Annotated in this window: 16 protein-coding genes; 6 read left to right on the forward strand and 10 right to left on the reverse strand. The window is 68.1% G+C overall.

The window, feature by feature from the left end; genetic code table 11:
* From RS901_RS31370 to RS901_RS31405, 8 genes are all read right to left on the reverse strand, one after another.
* Nucleotides 1–1716 (reverse strand): thiamine pyrophosphate-binding protein, encoded by a 1716-nt coding sequence (locus RS901_RS31370; protein WP_316154450.1) that lies wholly within the window; start codon nt 1714–1716, stop codon nt 1–3.
* Nucleotides 1709–2512 (reverse strand): SDR family oxidoreductase, encoded by an 804-nt coding sequence (locus RS901_RS31375; RefSeq protein ID WP_316154451.1) that lies wholly within the window; start codon nt 2510–2512, stop codon nt 1709–1711. The genes RS901_RS31370 and RS901_RS31375 overlap by 8 nt, the downstream gene beginning before the upstream one ends.
* Nucleotides 2513–2517: 5 nt before the next feature.
* Entirely contained in the window at nt 2518–3372 is an 855-nt protein-coding gene (locus RS901_RS31380) for an IclR family transcriptional regulator (RefSeq protein ID WP_316154452.1), read from the reverse strand.
* 38 nt (nt 3373–3410) lie between these two features.
* The gene (locus RS901_RS31385; protein WP_013952364.1) at nt 3411–3947 is read right to left on the reverse strand and encodes a cupin domain-containing protein; all 537 of its coding nucleotides are present in this window, start codon (nt 3945–3947) and stop codon (nt 3411–3413) included.
* 34 nt (nt 3948–3981) lie between these two features.
* Complete coding sequence (locus RS901_RS31390; protein ID WP_316154455.1) at nt 3982–4755, reverse strand: SDR family oxidoreductase; 774 nt, start codon at nt 4753–4755, stop codon at nt 3982–3984.
* Nucleotides 4748–5809, reverse strand: a complete 1062-nt coding sequence (locus RS901_RS31395) for an aromatic ring-hydroxylating dioxygenase subunit alpha (protein WP_316154456.1) — start codon at nt 5807–5809, stop codon at nt 4748–4750. The genes RS901_RS31390 and RS901_RS31395 overlap by 8 nt, the downstream gene beginning before the upstream one ends.
* Before the next feature lie 40 nt (nt 5810–5849).
* Nucleotides 5850–6155 carry a recombinase-like helix-turn-helix domain-containing protein gene (locus RS901_RS31400; protein ID WP_410054200.1) on the reverse strand — a complete coding sequence of 102 codons (306 nt, stop codon included), beginning with the start codon at nt 6153–6155 and terminating at the stop codon, nt 5850–5852.
* 251 nt (nt 6156–6406) lie between these two features.
* Nucleotides 6407–7291, reverse strand: a complete 885-nt coding sequence (locus tag RS901_RS31405) for an alpha/beta hydrolase (RefSeq protein ID WP_316154458.1) — start codon at nt 7289–7291, stop codon at nt 6407–6409.
* 314 nt (nt 7292–7605) lie between these two features.
* Between RS901_RS31405 and RS901_RS31410 the strand changes: the two genes are divergently transcribed.
* On the forward strand, nt 7606–8700 hold the full coding sequence (locus RS901_RS31410; RefSeq protein ID WP_316154460.1) for a porin: 1095 nt from the start codon (nt 7606–7608) through the stop codon (nt 8698–8700).
* A 112-nt stretch (nt 8701–8812) separates the two neighbouring features.
* Entirely contained in the window at nt 8813–9805 is a 993-nt protein-coding gene (locus RS901_RS31415; protein ID WP_013952358.1) for a Bug family tripartite tricarboxylate transporter substrate binding protein, read from the forward strand.
* Between the two features lie 38 nt (nt 9806–9843).
* Here the strand turns inward: RS901_RS31415 and RS901_RS31420 are convergent, their stop codons facing one another.
* Together RS901_RS31420 and RS901_RS31425 are read right to left on the reverse strand one after the other, a co-directional pair.
* Nucleotides 9844–11925 carry a 3-hydroxyacyl-CoA dehydrogenase NAD-binding domain-containing protein gene (locus RS901_RS31420; RefSeq protein ID WP_316154463.1) on the reverse strand — a complete coding sequence of 694 codons (2082 nt, stop codon included), beginning with the start codon at nt 11923–11925 and terminating at the stop codon, nt 9844–9846.
* The gene (locus RS901_RS31425; RefSeq protein ID WP_316154465.1) at nt 11922–13307 is read right to left on the reverse strand and encodes an MFS transporter; all 1386 of its coding nucleotides are present in this window, start codon (nt 13305–13307) and stop codon (nt 11922–11924) included. Before RS901_RS31425 ends, RS901_RS31420 begins: the two co-directional genes overlap by 4 nt.
* Before the next feature lie 498 nt (nt 13308–13805).
* Between RS901_RS31425 and RS901_RS31430 the strand changes: the two genes are divergently transcribed.
* From RS901_RS31430 to RS901_RS31445, 4 genes are all read left to right on the forward strand, one after another.
* Nucleotides 13806–14990, forward strand: coding sequence for an acyl-CoA dehydrogenase family protein (locus tag RS901_RS31430; RefSeq protein ID WP_316154467.1), 1185 nt, complete (start codon nt 13806–13808; stop codon nt 14988–14990).
* 53 nt (nt 14991–15043) lie between these two features.
* Complete coding sequence (locus RS901_RS31435; protein WP_316154469.1) at nt 15044–16183, forward strand: acyl-CoA dehydrogenase family protein; 1140 nt, start codon at nt 15044–15046, stop codon at nt 16181–16183.
* 350 nt (nt 16184–16533) lie between these two features.
* Entirely contained in the window at nt 16534–17490 is a 957-nt protein-coding gene (locus RS901_RS31440; RefSeq protein WP_316154471.1) for an ABC transporter permease, read from the forward strand.
* Nucleotides 17490–18401, forward strand: a complete 912-nt coding sequence (locus RS901_RS31445) for an ABC transporter permease (RefSeq protein ID WP_316154473.1) — start codon at nt 17490–17492, stop codon at nt 18399–18401. The genes RS901_RS31440 and RS901_RS31445 overlap by 1 nt, the downstream gene beginning before the upstream one ends.
* Nucleotides 18402–18437 lie beyond the last annotated feature (36 nt).

The raw sequence follows: 18437 nt of genomic DNA on the forward strand, positions 1-18437 counted from the left end.
TCAGGCGGTGACAGTGGTTTGTTCGCGCGCCGGCTCTTCGTTGTCCTTGTTCACCGGGGGGCCGGCAAAGATGGTCTTGAAGGAACCGATCGACAGCATGTCGATTTCGAGCAGGAACGGGCCGGACTCGGCCGTGGCCGCTTCCAGCGCGGCACCCACGTCTGCCAGGTTGCTCACGCGGGCATGGCGCAGCGACAGCGACTTTGCCAGCGTGGCGTAGTCCGGCGTATGCAGGTCCACATAGTGGCGGCGGCCGCCGTACTGCGCGTCCTGGATGTTCTTGATCACGCCGTAGCCCTTGTCGTTCATCAGCACGATCACCATGTCGGCGCGTTCCTGCACCGCGGTGGCCAGTTCGCCCAGGTTCAGGATAAAGCCGCCGTCGCCGGCCAGCGTGAAGGTCTTCTTGCCCGAAGCGGTCGCCGCAGCACCGATCGCTGCGCCGATGCCCATCGCCAGGCCCTGGCCGATGCCGCCACCCAGCGCGTGCACGCCGGCACGCGAATCGAAAATGCGCAGATGGCGGTTGCCCCAGGTGCTGTTCGACACGGTCACGTCGCGCACCCAGTTGAAGCTGCGGCCAACCGCGCCCTGCAGCGCCTGCACCAGCGCCGAGTACGGGCCCAGGCCGTCGACCAGGCCGTTGACGGCGGTGTCGTGCGCACGGCGCAGGTCGGCTGCGAAGGCCGGGTCGATCTGCATGCGCTGCTCGAGCCGATCCGCCAGCGCATCCAGCGCCAGCGCGGCGTCGCCGCTGACAAAGTAGTCGCTCAGGTAGCAGCGGCCTTCGGCGGCCGGGTCGGCGTCGATGCGCAGCAGCGGGCGCGGCAGCTTCAGTTCGTACTTCAGGGTTTCATTGCCGCGCAGGCGCGAGCCCACCACCAGCATCGCGTCGCAGGTCTGGTAGAAGGCCTCGACCGGCTTGTGCAGGTTGTAGGCGCCCAGCGAACGGGGATCGTCTTCCGGCACAATGCCGCGGCCCTGCGTGCTGGTGACCACGCCGAAGCCCAGGTCCAGCAGGCGCTGCACCTGCTTGCTGGCGTGGCGCGCACCGCCGCCCAGCCACAGCAGCGGGCGCTTGGCCTTGACCAGGCGCTCGGCCAGCGCGTCCAGCGCGTGCGCCGACGGCACGTGCTGCGGCACCGGCAGCGGCTGCAGGTCGGCCGGCATGTCGATCAGCGCGGCCTGGATGTCGATGGGGATCTCCACGCTGACCGGGCCCGTCGGCGCCGTCAGCGCGGTCTGCACGGCCAGCTTGATGGTGCTGATCGCGGTGTCGGCGCTGCGGATGCGGAAGGCGGCCTTCGACACGGCTTTCAGCATGGTGAGCTGGTCCGGGGCTTCGTGGATGTAGGCGAGGCTCTGGTCCAGGTACGGCGTTTCGATCTGGCCGGTGATGTGCAGCATCGGCGTGCCGGCGGTCAACGCTTCCACCATCGCACCAGCGGCGTTGCCCGCCGCGGTGCCCGTGCTGGTCAGGCACACGCCCAGGCCGCCGGTGGTGCGGGCATAGGCATCGGCCATATTGGTGCCGCCCGCTTCGCCGCGCGCCGGCACGAAGCGGATGTTGCCGCGCTCGCCCATGGCGTCGAGGATCGGCATGTTGTGGATCGAGATCACGCCGAAGGCGGCCTTGACGCCGCACTGCTCGAGAAACGCCGTGATGGCGCAGCCGACGGTGACCTGCTGTTGTTCGTACTGGTGTTGATTAGGCATGACGGGAGTGTCCTCCGGAGATATCGATATGGCTGCCCGTGGTGTACGAAGACAACGGCGAGGCAAGGAACAGGATGGCGCGGGCTGCCTCGACCGGCAGGCCCAGGCGGCCAAGGGGAATATGCTTTTGCTGGGCCAGGCGCGCGGTCCATGCGGCCCAGTCCAGGTGGCGGTCTGCTTCGGGGCGCGCCTCGAAGCGGCGGCGCCACTGGCCCGATTCGACCAGCCCGATCAGGATGCCGTTGACGCGGACGCCCTTGGGCGCAAACTCGGTGGCCATCGAGCGCACCAGGTTGAGCACGCCGGCACGCGCGGCGGAGGTCGCCACCATGTGCGGCTCCGGCTGCTGCGCCAGCAGCGAGTTGACGCATACGATGGCGCCCTGGCCTGACTTCTCGAGCTGCGGCAGGAAGGCGCGCGTCGGGTGGATCACGGAGAAGAACTTGAGCTGCAGCTCTTCCATCCAGGCAGCGTCTTCGGTGTTGGCGAAGGTAGAGACACGGCCCTGGCCGGCGTTGTTGACCAGCATGTCGACGTTGCCCAGCGTGGCCTGCACGCTGGCGGCAAAGGCAGCGACCTGTTCCGGCTTGAGCACGTCGCAGGCGGCGGCATGCAGCCGGCACCCGGGGAACTTCTCGCGCAACTGCGCCTCTGCGCTGCGCAGGCGGTTCTCGTCGCGGCCGCACATGGCGACCGCGGCGCCCGCTTCGAGCAGCAGCTCGACGGTCGCCAGCCCGATGCCGGAGGACCCGCCGGTAACGACGGCAACCTTGCCGCCGAGTTCAATCATGGACATTGTCCTCACTCCCGATACAGATTCACCACCTTGGCGCCGCTGCTATGCAGCGACGGGCGGTAGTCGAGCAGGCGCGACAGCTCGCCCGCGGTATCCCTGACCTTCTCCACCATCGCATCCAGCTGCGCCGGATCGATATGCGCGGCGGGGATGGTGGCGCCCAGCGCCGCCACCACCTTTCCGGTACGGTCGCGCACCGGCGCGGCAATGGTCGAAATGCTGGCTTCGAAGAAGCCCTCCTGCAGCACGTAGCCGCGCTCGCGGTCGCGCTGGACGATCTCGTGCAGCTCGTCGACGGTGCGCGGCGTGCTCTCGGAGAACACCGCAAGCCGCGTTTCCGGGTAAAGCGTGCGCAGCTCCGCCAGCGACAGGTCTTCCAGCAGCACGCGCCCCAGCACCGTGGCATGCGCGGGCAGGCGCGTGCCGACATTGACCGAGCTGGCAAACGGCCGCGGCGACACCGCCTTGGCCACGTAGACGATCGAACGCCCGTCGCGCACCACCAGGTTGCTGGGGTAGCCGATCTCGTCGCGCAGCCGCTCCAGCAGCGGGCGGCCCAGTTCGGTCAGCTCCAGCGACGCCAGGTATTCAAACCCGAGGCGCAGCACGGCCATGCCCAGCCGGAAATCCCGGCCGCCATCGGCGCGCTCGACAAAGCCCAGCATTTCCAGCGTGGCCAGCAGGCGAAACACGGTCGAGCGCGGCACCTTCAGGCGGCGCGCCAGTTCCGCTGCCGACATGGTGCGGTCCTTGCTGCTGAACTCGCTCAGCAGGCGCAGGCCGCGCTCCAGGCCCGGGACGATGTACTTGTCCGGGGTTTCGTTGGCGGCGGGCGTGGCCGGGATGGGGTTGCTGCTCATGGCTTCGGTGAATGCGTGCTGACGGACGTTCGCCGGCATCAGCGCTTGATCTTCGTCAGCGGATGCTCGGGCGGGTAGGTCGGCGTGATCGGCTTCTTGGCACCCAGCATCACGCACATCAGCGCGTCTTCCTCGCCGATGTTGATTTCCTCGCGGTAGACGCCCGGCGGCACCGAGACCAGGTCACGGTCGGTCAGGATGGTCTCGAAGCGCTCGCCGTCCTTTTCGAGGATCAGCTTGACCTTGCCGCGCAGGATGAAGAACACCTCTTCCACGTCGGTGTGGATATGCGACGGGCCTTCATGGCCGGCCGGGATGATCATCGTGGAGAAGGTGAAATGCTCGCTCGGCACGGTGTTGGTGTCGGCGGCCACGCCGGTGCCGCCGGTGCCCAGGTAGCGCATCTGCGCGCGGCGGTACTTGGGGTCGTAGTCGGCCTGGAACTTGAGCGCGTCCCAGTCGTACTTGCGCGTGGAGAAGCGCGCCACGCGGCTTTCCATCCACTGGTCGAACGAGGCGTCCTCCGGCTGGTCCCAGGAACGCTTGATGTTTTGTGGTTGAGAAAGATCACTCATTTGGATTCCTTCTGTTTTCAGTGGATCGGTTGGATCAATGCATGACAAAGCCGCCGTTGACCGCCAGCGTCTGGCCGGTCACGAAACGGGCGAGGTCGGACAGTGCAAACAGCACCGCGCCGCAAACATCGTCGGGCAGTTGCTCGCGCGTGATCGCGCGCTGCTCGCGGTACAAGTCGTGCCGGTGCTGCGGCACGTATTCGGTGGCTTCCACCAGCGTCAGGCCCGGGGCCACGGCGTTCACCGTGATCTGGTCCTTGCCCAGTTCACGCGCCATCGACCGGGTCATGCCGATGATGGCGCTCTTGCTCGCCACGTAGGCCAGCAGGTTGGGCGCGCCCCACAGCGGCGTGTCCGAAGCCAGGTTGACGATGGCGCCGCGGCCGCTGGCGCGCAGTGCCGGCAGGCAGGCGGTGGTCATCAGCCAGGTGCCGCGCACGTTGACGTTCATCACGCGGTCCCAGGTGGCGATGTCGATGGCGGCGGCGTCACGGCCGCCGGAGTCCGTCACGGCGGCGTTGTTGACCAGGCCGTCGAGCCCGCCCAGCGCCTTGACCGCGGCCTCGGCGCAAGCCTGCACCGAGGCCGGATCGGACAGGTCCAGCGTGACCGGCACCACCTTCAGGCCGCGGGCGCGCAGGGCGTCGGCTTCCTGCTGCAGGCGCTCGGCCAGGATGTCGGCCATGGCCACGGTGGCGCCGGCTTCGGCCAGCGACTTGACGAAGGCCAGGCCCAGTCCGCGCGCCGCGCCGGTGACCAGCACCTTGCGCCCGGCCAGCAACGTGTTGTTGGTGTTTGCCTCAGGCATGGCTGGCGGCTCCGGCGGGTTGCAGCATGGCGACGGGCTCGTCGGCCACTTCCTGCTCGGCGCGGCGCTTGAGCAGGCGGCGCACGCGGGTAATGCCGGCGTCGTGCTGGTACAGCATCTCGTGGTCGCGCGCGTTCGGGGCCATCATTTCCAGCACCACGCGGTCCTGCTCCAGCACGTCCCAGTGCAACTGCTCCAGGCGGTTGCGGTACAGGAAGCGCCACACGTCGCGCTCCCAGCCCTGCACGTGGCGGGTACGCCAGAAGAACACCATGCAGTGGTCTTCATCCACCGGCGTGGCCATGCCGACGATGCCGAACGGGCCGCCGGGGCCGACCCTGGCGCGGTACGGAATCGCCAGGCGCAGCCACAGCGTGCCGGTCTCGCCAAATTCCACCCAGTCGAAATTGACGCCGCGCTGGCCGGTCTTCTCGAACACCAGGCCGTGCTCGGTCTCGCGCACCTGCATCACGGCGGACTTCTCGCCGCTGGCCATCGAGTGCGACACCGCATGCAGGTAGGCACCGTGCATCGGGTCCATCACGTTGTCGATAGCGTAGCGGTAGTTGCAGTCCCAGTGCGCCACGCACAGGAAGTTGCTGTGCTCTTCGCTGACCAGTTCTTCCGGCAAGCGCAGTTCGTCGGGGCTGCCCTCGCCTTGCGGGGCCTGGTCGCCGAACCACAGGAAGATGGCGCCGGCCTTCTCCTGCACCGGGTAGCTGCGCACGCAGGTGCGGCCTTCCAGCGGGCAGCTTTCCACCGCCGGCACGCTCTTGACCTGGCCGTCGCCGCCGACCTCGACGCCGTGGTACCAGCAGGCAACGCGGTCGCCCAGGTTCCAGCCCATCGACAGGCGTGCGCCGCGGTGCGGGCAGCGGTCTTCCAGGGCGTGGACCTGGCCTTCGCCGTCGCGCCACAACACGATGTTCTGGCTCAGGCGGGTGATGCCGATCGGGGCATGGGACACCGCCCACGAGGCGGCGACCGGGTACCAGTAGTTGCGCAGACCGGTGTTCAGGCGGGCTTCGGTGCGGGCTTGCTTGTTCGATTCCATGGTTTTCTCGCTTCGAGGCTGGACTTGGACTGGGGCGGGCTCAGGCACCCAGCCGGCGCATTTCGGACAGGAAGCGCTCTTCGGTCCAGGGCTGGCCGTCCACGCCCAGGAAACCGGCGTCATTGAAGGCGCGCACGATGTCCTGCGGGTTCTGCGCGCCGCCTTCGAACGCGGCTTCGAGGGCATCGCCCAGCGCGTTCTCATAGGCGGTCGGTGCGGCGGCGCGGGTCTGCCAGACGATGTTGGCGACCTTGCCGGATTGCTCGATATGGCCCTTGCCTGCCACGTTGTTCGGCGCCGGACGCTCCCAGGGCACCAGGTTCGGGTTGTACGAGAGGCTTTCCATTGCGCTTTGCTCCATGTCTTGCAGCGGGGGGACCGTGTTCCGCGTGCCGTGTCGACCGGTCTGGCGATCGCCTGGCTACGTTTTACTAATGAAACACTGGTTTAGATATTGAACACAGGTACGACTATAGACAACGCGGCCGCAAAAATTGACTGGGGTTAACCCGCGCTCAGCACTACGAAATCTGGAAGGGGTGGCGCAAGGTGCGCGTCACCACGTGGGCTGCGGCGGCAGGCGCCGCCGCGGTGGCTTCAGGTGACGTCGTCCAGCACCGAGCGGATCAGCCGCGCGGTGGCGGCGGCCTGGTCGATATAGCAGGCGTGGCCGGCATCGGGGATCAGCGAAAACGGCAGGCCGAAGCGTTCGGCCAGCGTGCCGCAGGCGGGCGGCGTGGTGACAACATCGCGGCTGCCGCAGGCGATCTGCATGGGCAGGGCGTCCGGGCGCCGTGCCAGGTAGGCGTGGATGTCATCGCCGCACAGCATCGCCACCGCCTGCCGGTAGCCGTCCGGGTTCAGCCGCTGCATGTTCCAGCGCACCCATGCCTGGGCGCCGGGGTCGGCCTCTTCGCTCAGCAGTCGGGCCGGCCCGCGTTGCGCCAGCCCGTCCACGCCAAGGGACTCCAGCGCCTCCAGCCGCTGGCGCGCAACCTCCCTTGCCTGGGCTTCCCTCCCCGCGCCGCCGTAGCCTTGCGCCACGCTGAGCAACAGCAGGCGCGCGGGCAGCAGGCGTGCGTTGGCGACATAGGCCGCGGCCATCAGCGCGCCCAGCGAATGCCCGACGATCAGCGCCGGCTGCACGCCCAGCGCCTGCAGCAGTCCGTCCAGCCGCTGCGCATAGTCAGACGCGAGCGGCCGCGCCTGCGGCAGCGGCGACGAGTCGCCATAGCCCGGCGCATCCCAGGCAATCACCCGCGCGTGCGCGGCCAGCAGGCTCGCGCACGGCAGCCACGACGCCGCGCCGGAACTGATGCCGTGCAGCAGCACGACCGCCGGGCCCGTGCCCCCCCCGCAGCGGTAGGCCACGTGCTCGCCGCCCGCGCCCACCTGCACCACGCGCTGGGCAAACCCGCTGTCGAGGGCTTCCAGCAGATGCCGGTCCGGCTGCGCTGGCATGTGTGGCTGATCTTGTTCCATATATAAAACTTAGGTTTGAGAATAAAACTTTTGAAGCATAGGCGTGTCGGGGGGCAGCTGGGATGAGGGTTAACGATAAAAAGATCGAAAACCTGCGCGCACAGCCGGCGTTAGCCGTCGTGGCGCCGCCTCACTAGGGATAACCCTCCTCACATCTTGTGGAGACTCGCAGCTATATTTTGCCTGACGTTTCTTATGTTGTTTGATGTTTCATATATAAAACACAAAAGAGACCGAAACAACATTCGCAGCCGCCATCCGCAGTGGCAGCGGACGACAAGACGACAAAACGGAAAACGGAAGGAAACTGGTAGATGAAACTTGCACGAATCGCCGCAGGCCTGGCCGCGGCTTTCCCCCTGCTGGCCTCGGCACAATCCTCGGTCACCCTGTACGGGGTCATCGACACGGGCGTCGAGTATGTGAGCAATGTCGGCGCCAACGGCAACGGCCTGGTGCGCATGCCCAACCTGACCGCCACCGTGCCCTCGCGCTGGGGCATCCGCGGCACCGAAGACCTGGGCGGCGGCCTGAAGAGCATCTTCGTGCTGGAGTCGGGCTTCTCGCCGGATTCGGGCACCTCCAACCAGGGCGGTCGACTGTTCGGGCGCCAGGCGCTGGTCGGGCTGACCAACCAGTACGGGCAGCTGTCGTTCGGCCGCCAGTACACCATGCTGTTCTGGGCCACGCTCGACAGCGATATCCTGGGGCCCAACGTGTACGGCTCGGGCTCGCTCGACAGCTATCTGCCGAACACGCGCGCCGACAATGCGGTGTCGTACAAGGCCAACTTCAGCGGCTTCGTGGTGGGCGCCACCTACAGCTTCGGGCGCGACGCGGTCAACGCCGGCCCCAGCCCCTCGGGCACCAACTGCGCCGGCGAGAACGCCGCCGACAAGAAGGCGTGCCGCGAGTGGTCGGCCATGCTCGGCTACGACAACAAGACCTGGGGTGTGACCGCCGCGTATGACTCGCAGCGCGGCGGCCCGGGCGCCTTCGGCGGCCTGACCAACAGCAACCTGACCGACGACCGCCTGTCGCTGGGCGGCTACATGCTGTTCCAGCGCGCCAAGATCGGCGCCGGCTGGATCCGCCGCGACAACGAGGGCAGCCGCACGCCGATCAGCGACCTGTACTACGCCGGCGCGTCCTACGACATCACCCCCGCGGTCAACCTGGCGGGCCAGGTTTACTTCCTGAACTACCACGGCAGCGACAACCAGGCCATGCTCTATACGCTGCGCGCGATGTACAGCTTCAGCAAGCGCACCTCGGTGTACGCCACCGCCGGCTTTATCAACAACGGCGGCCAGCTGGCCATGTCGGTCAGCGGCGGCTCGCCTGGCTCGAACCCGCGCCCGGGCGAGAACCAGTGGGGCTCGATGATCGGCATCAAGCACGTTTTCTGATTTCCTCCGCGCCCCCCGGCGGTACCGTCCGGCGCATGCAACGCGCCGGACGCCAACACAGCCATTGGCCCCGGCCCGTCCGGGCGCCACGTCTTACAGAGGTCTGAACATCATGAAGTCCGTACGCCGCAAAGTACTCGCCACGCTGGCCGCCGCGACCGCCCTGGTCGCTGCCACCGGCGGCACCGCCCTGGCCCAGGGTGCGTACCCGAACAAGCCCATCACCATCGTTGTGGCCTACCCGGCCGGCGGCGACGTCGACGTGCTGGCGCGCATGTTCGCCGAAAAGCTCGCCCCGCGCCTGAAGCAGTCGGTGGTGGTGGAAAACCGCACCGGCGCCGCCGGCACCATCGGCAGCGCCTACGTGGCGCGCGCCAACCCGGACGGCTACACCCTGCTGCTGGCCCCCAACACCGTCGCCATCGCGCCGCTGGTGCTCAAGGCTGGCGCCGGCGCCAGCTACGACGTGCAGCACGACTTCACGCCGATCAGCCAGATCGGCACGCAGTCGCTGTTCGTGGTCGTCAACAAGGGCACCGGCATCACCAAGGTCAGCGACCTGGTGGCGCGCGCCAAGGCCGGCAAGGTGGAAACCTATGCCACGCCCGGCAATGGCTCGCCGATGCACATCATGGGCGAACTGTTCAACAAGTCTGCCGGCATCAAGATCAGCCAGGTGCCCTACCGCGGCCTGGCCCCCGCCATCGTCGACGTGATCGGCGGGCAGGTGCCGGTGACCTACATCACCTACGGCGCGATCTCGCAGTATGTCGGCAACGGCAGCCTGGTGCCGCTGGCGGTGGCGGACCAGAAGCGCTCGCCGTTCGCGCCCAACGTGCCGACGCTGGCCGAGCTGGGCTACAAGGATGTGGAGATCGGCGCCTGGCAGGCCCTGCTCGGGCCCAAGGGCATGCCGGCCGACCTGGTGCGCACGCTCAACACGCACGTCAATGAGATCCTGAAGATGCCCGACGTGGTGGCGCGCATGGCCACCATCGCGGTCACGCCTTCGGGCGGCGAGCCCGCGGTGCTGTCGAAGCTGATCGCAGCCGACACGGCCCGCTACACCAAGGTGGTCAAGGAGTTCGGCATCCAGGCCGACTGAGTTCGCCCGCCGCGCCGGGGGACTCCCCCCGGTGCCCTCTATTTGAGGTCCGCAAACCCGCGGCCCCGCGCCACCAGTTCCTCCAGCAGCGGCGCCGGCGCGAAGTCCGCGCCATAAAGCGCCTCGTAGCGCCGCATCGCCGCCAGCACCTGGTCCAGGCCGATGGTGTCGGCATAGCACATCGGGCCGCCGCGATACACCGGCCAGCCATAGCCGTTCACCCAGATCACGTCGATGTCCGAGGCGCGGATCGCCTTGCCTTCCTGCAGGATCTTCGCGCCTTCGTTGATCATCGGATAGATGCAGCGCTCCAGGATCTCCTGCTCCGACACCGCGCGGCCGGTCCTGCCCTGTTTCGCGGCGAAGTCGCGAATGACCTGCTCGACCACCGGCGACGGCTTCGCGTTGCGCTGTTCGTCGTAGTCGTAGTAGCCGGCGCCGGCCTTCTGCCCGCGGCGGTCCATCTCGCACAGTACCTCGCGCAGCGTCGAGCCGCTGGACTTCTCGCGCACCCAGCCGAGGTCAAGCCCGGCGAGATCGCTCATGGCGAAGGGGCCCATCGGAAAGCCGAAGTCGTACAGCACGCGGTCCACGTCCCACGGCAGCGCCCCGTCCAGCACCAGCTTCTGGGCTTCGCGCTGGCGCTGGGCCAGCATGCGGTTGCCGACAAAACCCGGGCACACCCCGACCAGCGCCGCGACCTTGCCGATCTTGCGCGCGAGTTCCATCGCGGTGCGGATCACCGGCTTTGCCGTCTTGTCGCCGCGCACCACTTCCAGCAGCTTCATCACGTTGGCGGGCGAGAAGAAATGCAGGCCGATGACCGCCTCCGGGCGCGAGGTCGAGGCCGCGATCACGTTCACGTCCAGCGCCGAGGTATTGGTGGCCAGGATGGCACCCGACCTGGCGATCCGATCCAGCTTGCCGAACAGCTCTTGCTTGACCTCCATGTTCTCGAACACGGCCTCGATGATCAGGTCGGCATCGGCAAGCCGCTGCAGGTCCAGCGTGGGCGTGAGCAGCGCCATTCGCGCCTCGACATCGGCCGCGCTCAGGCGTCCCTTGCGCGCGGTATTTTCGTAGTTGCCCCGGATCGTCTTCAGGCCGCGGTCCAGCGCCTGCTGCGAGGTCTCGACGATGGTCACGGGGTAGCCGGCGTTGAGGAAATTCATGGCGATGCCGCCGCCCATGGTGCCGGCGCCGACGATGCCGATGCGCTTGACCGCAAGCGCGGGCGTGTCGGCTCCCACATCCGGCACGTTCCATACCTGGCGCGAGGCAAAGAAGTAATAGCGCTGGGCCGCCGACTGCGTGCCGTTGAGCAGCTCGGTGAACAGTTCGCGCTCGCGCTTCAGGCCGGCTTCGAATGGCAGCTCCACCGCCGCCTCGATGCAGCGGATATTGAATTCGGGCGCATCGAAGCCGCGAATGCGGCGCGCGTTGGCCTTGCGGAAGGCCGCGAACAGTTCCGGCTTGCCGCGCGCGGCTGCCACCTTGTCATCGGATTCGCGCACCTTGCGCAGCGGCCGCTTCTCGGCCACCACCTTGCGCGCGAACGCCACCGCGTCGGCGCGCAACGAGGCGTCGTCGGTCAGCAGGTCGACCAGACCCATCTCCGCCGCGGCGCTGGCCGCCACATGCGCGCCCGACGTGACCATCTCCAGCGCCATTTCCGGGCCCACGATACGCGGCAGCCGCTGGGTGCCGCCCGCCCCCGGCAGCAGGCCGAGATTGACTTCCGGCAGCCCGCACTTTGCCGAGCGCGTGGCGATGCGGTAATGGCACACCAGCGCCAGCTCCAGCCCGCCGCCGAGCGCGGTGCCGTGGATGGCGGCCACCACCGGCTTGGGCGCGTCCTCGATCATGGCCTGCACCTCTGCCAGCGACGGGCCCGCCGGCGGCTTGCCAAACTCGGTGATGTCCGCGCCCGCGACAAAGGTCTTGCCGGCGCAGATCAGCACCACGGCCGTGACGGCATCGTCGGCAAGTGCGCGCGCCATGCCGTCGCGGATGCCGCTGCGCACGGCAGCGGACAATGCATTGACGGGGGGCGAGTCGAGGGTCAGGACGGCGATGTCGGCGTCCACCGTGAGGTCGGTCACGGCGTTGATGGCGGTCATGGATCGGTTCTCCTGGATTGAATCGGTGTGAGGTGCCCGTGCAGGCCCGGCGGATGCTCAAGCGCCGCCCTGCGCCGGCGCGGGTCGACAATGCGCAGGGCCAGCACGAAGGCGGCGCACTTGACCAGGATGGCCAGCGCAAACACCACCCAGAAGCGCACGCCCTGGGCCAGCAGGCCGCCGCAGACCGGGCCGATGGCCATCATTGCATAGGTGGCGGTGTCGGACACCGCCAGCAGCATGGGCCGGTCCTTGCGGGTGCCGAACTCCATGACGAGGTTGTCCGCGGAGATGAAGAAGCCGCCAAAGGCGGCCCCCAGCCCACAGAAGGCCAGCAGGAAGCCCGGCAGCGTGGCGCCGCACAAGAGCAGCAGCGTTGCCGCCACCCACAGCGCGATGCTGGCCAGGAACACCAGCCGGTAGCCGTGGCGGTCGGCGATGCGGCCCCAGGCCAGGCTGCTGGTGGTCTGCGCCAGCAGGTAGGACAGGCTCATGTAGCCCAGCACCGCGCCGGACAGGTCGATATGCGTGCCGGCATAGATCGCATAGAACGGCATCGCCATCATGCCGAACGCCACCAGCGCACGCGCCACGAAGAAGCGCACGAAATCGCGGTCCGCGCGCAGCAGCGCCGGCACCTCGGCCAGGCGGCGCAGGAAGCCCGCCGGCAGGCGCACGTCGTGCAGGGTCGGCTCGCGCATCTGCGTGAGCGCTGAAATGCCGATGCTGGTCAGCACGAAGGCCGCCAGGAAGGTGGCGGCATAGCCGTTGCCCAGCACCTGGTTGCCCACCAGGTAGCGCCCGCCCAGCCACGCCACCGCGGCCGCCGTGAGCCCGCCGCAGAAATTGCGCAGCGCGGTCAGCCGGCCGCGGCGCGCCAGCGGGATGATCTTGGAGGTCAGGTAGTTGAAGCTGACGTTCTGCACGCCGTTGAGCAGCCCGAACAGCAGCAGGAAGATGCCCGCCGCAACCAGCGCCGCCTCGCCCGACAGCCACAGCGCCGACAGCGCCAGCCCCAGGATCTGCGCGCGCACCAGCCAGCCCACCAGGTAGATCAGCGGCATCACGCGCGGGCGGTGCTCGATCAGCGTGGCACCCCAGATCGACGACGCCGCCATGCCCGCGTACTGCGCCGACAGCACGATGCCGACGGTCAGCTTGGAGCCGGACAGCAGGTACAGGTAGGCCGGCACGAAGGTGGGCGCGGTCACCAGCCGGAACCCGGTCATGCCCAGCATGCCGTGCGCCAGGTACGCACGGGCGTTGCGCGGCAGATGCTGGTCGACATGCTGGAGATAGCACCGCTCAGCCTGTTCATGCGCGCTCAGGTCAGGTCCCTCGTCGGGGCCGGCTACCCGCTCGGGGGTCCGTGCGCCTGTCATGCGCCGGGACCTGTGCCGCCCGATTCCAGCCAGCGCACGCAGTCCGGCGCGCGGGCACCGGGATACGAAACAGTTCGCTCGCCGAGCGAAGGCATGACGACGGGCACGGCTCAGTCTCCCTGTGTTTTCCGCCATTTTAGTGATAGCGGTATGTTTTGAAAGGATGCTATCACAGGAAACGCCTCAATGCCTGAGCGCCCTGCCGATGGGCACTTGCCCCAATTCGCCCGGCAATTTCTCGGATATTTCTTGCTCATACAGGAATTGTGACCTGCTCCATGGTTCTGCGATGCGGGCCATGGCACACTTGGCCATGGCGCCTCGGCATCCGTTTTAGGTAATTGAGTATTGACGCTGCCAGGTGCGACTTGTATAACGGGATACGCCGCCTGGCTGGTCCGCCACAGAACGGACCAGCCAGGTGCGGGCGACCTCACCGGCAGCGCGCCAGAGAAAGAGGCGTTCAGCGACAGACCCCCGAGAAAAATGGAGACACGCGTGGACGAGTTGGAGACCTTCCGGCAGCAGGCGCGCGCCTGGCTGGAGCAGAATTGCCCGGCCGAGATGCGGCAACCGGTGCGCAACGAAGATGACATCTGCTGGGGCGGGCGCAGGTTCCGCTTCCAGTCCGAGGCCCAGCGCCAGTGGCTTGGCCGCATGGCCGACAAGGGATGGACCGTGCCCGAATGGCCCGCGGAATACGGCGGCGCCGGCCTGGCGCGCGAGCAGGCCAAGGTGCTGCGCGAGGAAATGGCCCGGCTCGGCTGCCGCGCACCGCTGCAGAGCTTCGGCATCTCCATGCTTGGCCCCGCCCTGCTCCGCTACGGCACCGAAGCCCAGAAGCGCGAGCACCTGCCCCGCATCGCCCGCGGCGAGATCCGCTGGTGCCAGGGCTACTCCGAGCCCAACGCCGGTTCCGACCTGGCTGCGCTGCAGACCCGCGCCGAGGACCGCGGCGATCATTTCCTGGTCAACGGCCAGAAGGTGTGGACGTCCTATGCCGACCAGGCCGACTGGATCTTCTGCCTGGTGCGCACCGATGCTGCGGCGCAGAAGCACACCGGCATCAGCTTCCTGCTGTTCGACATGGAAACGCCGGGTGTGACAACCCGGCCCATCCTGCTGATCTCCGGCAAGTCCCCCTTCTGCGAGACTTTCTTCGACGACGTCGCGGTGCCGCGCGCACAACTGGTCGGCGAACTCAACGGCGGCTGGGAGATTGCCAAGTACCTGCTCACCCACGAGCGCGAGATGATCAGCGCCATCGGCAGCCGCGGCATGCGCCAGCCGCTTGGCGCGCATGCGGCAAAGGCCATCGGGCTGGACGCCGCCGGCCGGCTCGACGAGCCGATGCTGCGCGCGCACATCGCGCAGTTCGAGATCGACGAGGCCGCCTTTGCCGCGGCCGGCGAGCGGGTGCGCGACCTGGCCCGCCAGGGCGAGGGTATCGCGGCGTTCTCGTCGGTGCTCAAGTACTACGGTGCGGAACTGAACAAGCGCCGCTACGAGCTGCTGATGTCGATCAGCGGCAGCGACGCGCTGGAATGGGAAAGCGAGCGCAGCCAGCAGGGCGCGCTGGCACGCGCGTGGCTGCGCAGCAAGGCGAACTCGATCGAGGGCGGCACCAGCGAGGTCCAGCTCAATATCGTCGCCAAGCGCCTGCTCGGCCTGCCTGGCGCCTGAGCCCGGCCCCGCGCGCTTCCCCCGCTGCCCCGTACCCAGACACGAGTCCGCCCATGCCCATCGTACTGAACCAGACGCAGGAAATGCTGCGCGACAGCGCCCTGACCTTCCTGCGCGAATCCGCCCCGATCTCCGCGCTGCGCACGCTGCGCGACACCCGCGACGAGACCGGCTTCTCCCGCCCCTTGTGGCAGCAGTTCGCTGACCTCGGCTTCGCCGGCGTGTTGGTGCCCGAGCAATATGGCGGCAGCGGCCTGGGCGTGGTGGAGGCCGGCGTCATCATGGAAGCGATCGGGCGCACGCTGGCGCCCTCGCCATTCCTGTCCACCGCCGTGCTGGGAGCGGCGCTGCTCACCCACTACGGCAGCAATGCGCAGCGCACGGCGATGCTGCCCGCCATCGCCGCCGGCCAGCACCTGACCACGCTGGCACTGGAAGAGAGCGCCAGGCACCGGCCCACGCGCCATGCCCTGCGCGCAAGCGCCGACGGCGACGGCTTCCGCCTCGATGGCGACAAGGTTTTTGTCGTCGATGGCCACGTTGCCGACACCCTGATCGTGGCGGCGCGCACCGCCGGCGCGCCCGACGACCGCGACGGCATCACGCTCTTCCTGGTGCCGGCCGGCAGCACCGGCCTTTCGATCGAGCGCACGGTCTTGGCCGACGCCACCAATGCGGCGCGGGTGACCCTGCGCGAGGTCCGCTTGCCGGCCGCCGCGGTGCTGGGCACCCCTGGCGATGGTGCCGCCATGCTGGAGCGCGTGCTGGACATCGGCCGCGCCGTGCTGGCGTCCGAACTGCTCGGCATTGCCGACGAGACCTTCGACCGCACGCTTGCCTACCTGAAGGAGCGCCGTCAGTTCGGCCGCATCATCGGCGAGTACCAGGCGCTACAGCACCGCGCCGCGCACCTGTTCACCGAGATCGAGATCACCCGTGCCGCGGTGCTGCAGTGCCAGCAGCGGCTCGATGCCGGCACGGACGACGCCGCCGGCCTGGTCTGCGTGGCCAAGGCGCGCGCTGGCACCAGCGCGACCCTGGCCGTGCAGGAGGGCGTGCAGATGCATGGCGGCATCGGCATGACCGACGCGCTGGAGATCGGCTTCTTCATGAAGCGGGCACGCACCGCCGAGGACCTGCTCGGCGATGCCAACGTCCAGTTGCAGCGCTGGGCGACGTTGCGCGGCTACTAGCCGTCGCGCGCGCTGGCGCAGGCAACGCGCAGCCGAGCCCGGCGTGCGCGTGCCGGCGCACGTCCCGCACACCGCCGCGAGGCCATGGAAAACCACTAGCCTTTGCGCGCAGCAATCGGGTTGTTTTCGTTTCGAACGATCAGTATGCTGGGGTGACGGCCTCGCAAGACCACCCGCAACGGTGTTTCGCCACCGGCGAAATACCAAAAATCACTCCCACTCAGCAGCAGAATCCTGTGCTGGCGGATATAAAGGGGTCGGGAGACAGGAGACGACATGTACCAAGCATCATGCAGATTCGTGTTGCCGGTATCTTCCGTTTCGGCTAGCCGCGCCAAGGCAGGGCTGCGATGAGCGCCTACGTGCTGCGCCGGCTGCTGGCGCTGGTCCCCACGCTCTTGTTCGCCAGCCTGATCGTCTTCACCATCGTGCGCATGGTGCCCGGCGATGTGGTCGACCTGATGCTGAGCCAGAACGACATCAGCGCCGATACCCGTACCCGCGAAGACCTGATCCGCGCCCTCGGCATGGACCGCCCGATGTGGCAGCAGTATGTGCACTGGGTCGGCGGCATCGTGCTGCGCGGCGACCTGGGCCAGTCCCTGTGGCAGGGCGAGCCGGTGCTGTCGATGGTGACCGCGCGCATCCCTGCCACCTTCTCGCTGGGCGTGATCGCGCTGGTGGTGGCGCTGTCGGTAGCGCTGCCGATCGGCGTGCTGTCGGCCATCCGCCAGGACAGCGCCGCCGACTACATTGCGCGCTCGTTCTCCATCCTGATGCTGGCCATCCCCAGCTTCTGGCTCGGCACCATGGTGATGGTGTTCCCCTCGGTCTGGTGGGGCTGGTCGCCCGAGGCCCGCTACGTGCCCTTCCATGAAGACCCGGTGCAGCATGTGCGCAACATGCTGATTCCCGCCATCGTGCTGGGCATGGCGCTGTCCGCCATCACCATGCGCATGACACGCACCATGATGCTCGAGGTGCTGCGCCAGGACTATATCCGCACCGCCTGGGCCAAGGGCCTGAGCGAGCGCCTGGTGGTACTGCGCCACGCCCTGCGCAATGCGCTGATCCCGGTGGTGACGCTGATCGGGCTGCAGGCGCCGCTGCTGATCGGCGGCGCGGTCATCATCGAGCAGATCTTCGCGCTGCCCGGCATGGGCCTGCTGCTGCTCGACGCCGTGCACCAGCGCGACTATCCGGTCATCACCGGCGTGTTCCTGGTGGTGGGTGTCGCGGTGATGCTGATCAACCTGCTCGTCGACCTGAGCTACGGGCTGTTCGATCCGAAAGTGAGGCACCGCTGATGGCCAAGCCCGCCCTGCACCCCAATCCCGCCGCCCCAGCTGCCGCACCGGTCCGGCGCGCCGTGCCCGGCCGCGGGCTGCTCGGCCGGCTGTTCCGTGACAAGCCGCTGGGCGCCGCCGGCGCCGTCATCTGCGCCATCTTCCTGTTCTGCGGCGTGTTTGCCGACCTGCTGGCGCCGTACGGCATGAACGAGATCAACATGCTGCAAAGGCTGCAGGCGCCCTCCTGGGCGCATCCGTTCGGCACCGACAACCTTGGCCGCGACATACTGTCGCGCTGCCTGTACGGCGCGCAGCTGTCGGTGGTGATCGGCATGAGCGCAGCCACGCTCGCCACGGCGATCTCGGTGCTGCTCGGCATCCTGACCGGCTACCTCGGCGGCAAGCTGGACCTGATCGTGCAGCGCATGGTCGATGCCTGGATGAGCTTCCCGGACCTGGTGATCCTGATCGTAGTGGTCTCGGTGCTGGGCCCGGGCAGCTGGCAGATCGTCTGCACGCTGGGGCTGCTGCTTGGCATCGGCGGCTCGCGCATCGTGCGCAGTACGGTGGTCTCGGTGCGCGAGAACATGTATGTCCACGCCGCGCAGTCGATGGGCGCGTCAACGACGCGCATCCTGTGGCGCCATATCCTGCCCAATGTGCTGCCCCCGGTGATCGTGCTGTTCACCACCCGGGTCGGCACGGCAATCCTGGCGGAATCCGGCCTGTCCTTCCTGGGCCTGGGCGTGCCGCCGCCCGCGCCCACGTGGGGCGGCATGCTGTCCGGCGACGGGCGCACCTTCATGTTCCAGGGTCCCTGGCTGGCGCTGGCGCCGGGCATCTGCCTCACCATCGTGGTCTACGCGATCAATATCTACGGCGACGCCCTGCGTGACCTGCTGGACCCACGCATGCGCGGCACGCGCTAGCGCCTGCCCGAATTGCAGCCCCCTGCCGCGCTGGCG

Source organism: Cupriavidus sp. BIC8F, assembly GCF_032465815.1.
GTDB lineage: Bacteria > Pseudomonadota > Gammaproteobacteria > Burkholderiales > Burkholderiaceae > Cupriavidus > Cupriavidus necator.